This is a genomic window from Pseudomonas sp. 05T35 (assembly GCF_056396605.1).
The window spans coordinates 1-2,791 of record NZ_JBFTLU010000694.1; the positions used below are offsets into that span (position 1 = coordinate 1).

At 58.9% G+C, this 2,791-nt stretch carries 1 protein-coding gene and 1 pseudogene; one reads left to right on the top strand and one right to left on the bottom strand.

The features are described 5' to 3' along the window. The first annotated feature begins 14 nt into the window (after nucleotides 1–14). Nucleotides 15–1,532 (top strand): glycerol-3-phosphate dehydrogenase, encoded by a 1,518-nt coding sequence (glpD, locus tag AC1DH9_RS28940; protein WP_477809312.1) that lies wholly within the window; start codon nucleotides 15–17, stop codon nucleotides 1,530–1,532. Here glpD and AC1DH9_RS28945 read toward each other — a convergent pair. Continuing rightward, a pseudogene (locus AC1DH9_RS28945) lies at nucleotides 1,525–2,679 on the bottom strand (flavohemoglobin expression-modulating QEGLA motif protein); the annotation flags it as partial. The gene glpD and the pseudogene AC1DH9_RS28945 sit on opposite strands and share 8 nt — an antisense overlap. Between the last annotated feature and the right edge of the window lie 112 nt (nucleotides 2,680–2,791).

Below are 2,791 nucleotides of genomic sequence, written 5' to 3' on the forward strand. Positions count from 1 at the left end.
CTTCAACCTTGCCCATGCCCCCTCTTGCCGAGGTCTACGATATCGCCGTCATTGGTGGCGGGATTAACGGTGTGGGGATTGCAGCGGATGCCGCCGGTCGCGGTCTTTCGGTGTTCCTTTGCGAAAAGGACGATCTGGCCAGTCATACCTCGTCCGCCAGCAGCAAGCTGATCCACGGCGGCCTGCGCTACCTCGAACACTACGAATTCCGCCTCGTGCGTGAAGCCTTGGCCGAGCGTGAAGTGCTGTTGGCCAAGGCCCCACATATCGTCAAGCCAATGCGCTTCGTGTTGCCGCACCGTCCGCACCTGCGCCCGGCGTGGATGATCCGCGCAGGCCTGTTCCTCTATGACCACCTCGGCAAGCGGGAAAAACTTGCCGGCTCCAAAAGCCTGAAGTTCGGTGCCGACAGCGCACTGAAAAGCGAAATCACCAAAGGCTTCGAATACTCCGATTGCTGGGTCGACGATGCCCGCCTGGTGGTGCTCAATGCCATGGCCGCCCGCGAAAAAGGCGCCCACGTTCACACCCAGACCCGCTGTGTCAGCGCCCGTCGCAGCAAAGGCCTGTGGGAACTGAACCTGGAACGCGCCGATGGCCGCCTGTTCTCGATCCGCGCCAAGGCGCTGGTGAATGCCGCCGGCCCATGGGTCGCCAAGTTCATTCGTGATGACCTGAAGATGGAATCGCCTTACGGTATCCGCCTGATTCAGGGCAGCCACCTGATCGTGCCGAAACTGTACGAAGGCGAACACGCGCATATCTTGCAGAACGAAGACCAGCGCATTGTGTTCACCATTCCATACCTCAATCAATTCACCCTGATTGGCACCACGGACCGTGAGTACACCGGCGATCCAGCGAAAGTCGCCATCACCGAAGGCGAGACCGATTACCTGCTGAAAGTGGTCAACGCGCACTTCAAGAAACAAACCAGCCGCAGCGACATCCTGCACACCTATTCCGGCGTTCGTCCGCTGTGCAACGACGAATCCGACAATCCTTCAGCCGTGACCCGCGATTACACCCTGGCGCTGTCTGGCAGCGCAGAAGAAGCTCCGCTGCTGTCGGTGTTCGGAGGCAAACTGACCACCTACCGCAAACTGGCCGAGTCGGCCATGGCGCAGCTGGCACCGTACTTCAAGAACATGAAGCCGAGCTGGACCGCGCAAGCAACCCTGCCGGGCGGCGAAGACATGACCACGCCGCAGGCCTTGAGCGCGTTGATTCGCGACAAGTTCGACTGGCTGCCGACGGAAATTGCCCGACGCTGGGCCACCACCTATGGCAGCCGCACCTGGCGCCTGCTTGAAGGTGTACAGAGCCTGAAGGACATGGGCGAACATCTCGGTGGCGGTCTCTACACCCGCGAAGTCGATTACCTGTGCAGCGAAGAATGGGCCACCAGTGCTCAGGACATACTCTGGCGTCGTAGCAAATTGGGTTTGTTCACCACCCAGGCAGAGCAAGAGAACGTCCAGCTGTACCTGAACAAGCTCAAGCAGAACCGCAGCAAGATCGAAGCGGCCTGATCGGTAACTCATCCACCAACTGACGCAGGGTGCGCATGTCTTCCAGGGTGGTCTTGCCGCAAAACAGCAAAGGGATCTGCTCAAGCTTGCCTTTACGCACGGCCAACTGAATGTAGTTGTAAACCATGATAAAGCCCTTGAGGTAGGACAAGTCTTTGGTGAATGGCAGGCCATCAGGTATCGAACCACGGAAAACCCGGCTGGCATTGCTATAGCTTTCAGCCATCTCGAAACCTTGAGCGCGGAAGAACTCGAAGATCTGCAAGAAGTCCGCGCCCTCCTCGGCCATGTGAATCGCCCGGGTACGGTTGGTCAGTTTGCGCAAGCGACTCGGGTAGGACGCAAAAGTGATGATTTCCATCAGGATCGCCAGCCCCTCCTGGGTCACGGTCGACGACGGAGGACCTTTGGAGAGGAAAGTGCAGATCGGCTGGTTCAGACCGTTAAGCGTGGTGCCGACATGCACCAGCCCTTCATGGACTTCCAGGGCGCGCACGTCACGTTCGTTGAACATCGCATCAGCGCGGATCTTGATGTAGTCGGCACCGGCCGCCGCATCCGCGACAATACCGTCGGATTCGAACACCCGAATGGTTTCCTCGGCTTCGCCAAAGACCTTGTTCAAGCGGGTTTGCAGCAGGTGCACGGCCTCTTTGGCGGTGAGAATCTTCGGCTCGTCCTTGAGGTCGCCCCGGCCATCGATGTTGTTCAGGTAATCGGACATCATCAGGCCAAGGTCGGCCAGGGTCGGGTCGCCGGCGTGGAACGCATCGGACGCGGCGCCGTAAAGTTCCTGGGAGATCAACCCGAAATCTTCAGTGCCACGCGCTTCGAGCATCCGCACCACCATGCGGTATTCCTTGCACATGCGGCGCATGATCTGCCCGACCGGGTTGAACTGACCGAGCTGACGGGTGATGTCGCGCTCGATGTTCTGGAACTCCAGCTTCACTTTGCTGGAGTCAAAGGACAGTGGCCGGTTGAGGTAGTAGTCGCGGTCCACCGCCGGCATTTCCTTGCCTTTGGCCTTGAGGAAACCCTTGCGGATGTTGTCGTCCCACTTGACCGCATCSAGWAYSCGAATCGGCGTCTGCGCCAGCACTATGCGATCGGACAASRTGCGTATCGTCTGCTGGTATTCGTCCACCCGGTGCTCCTGTTGATAACCGTTGCGTATTGCGTGTTTTGATCAGGCCGACGCCAGCACCAGGTGCATATATCGCGTCAGAATGCCGAGCATCTCTTGTTCGGCCTCAGGC

Excerpts from the sequence above, each read along its gene's own strand:
- glpD (WP_477809312.1), top strand. The coding sequence starts at position 15 with ATGCCCCCTCTTGCCGAGGTCTACGATATCGCCGTCATTGGTGGCGGG.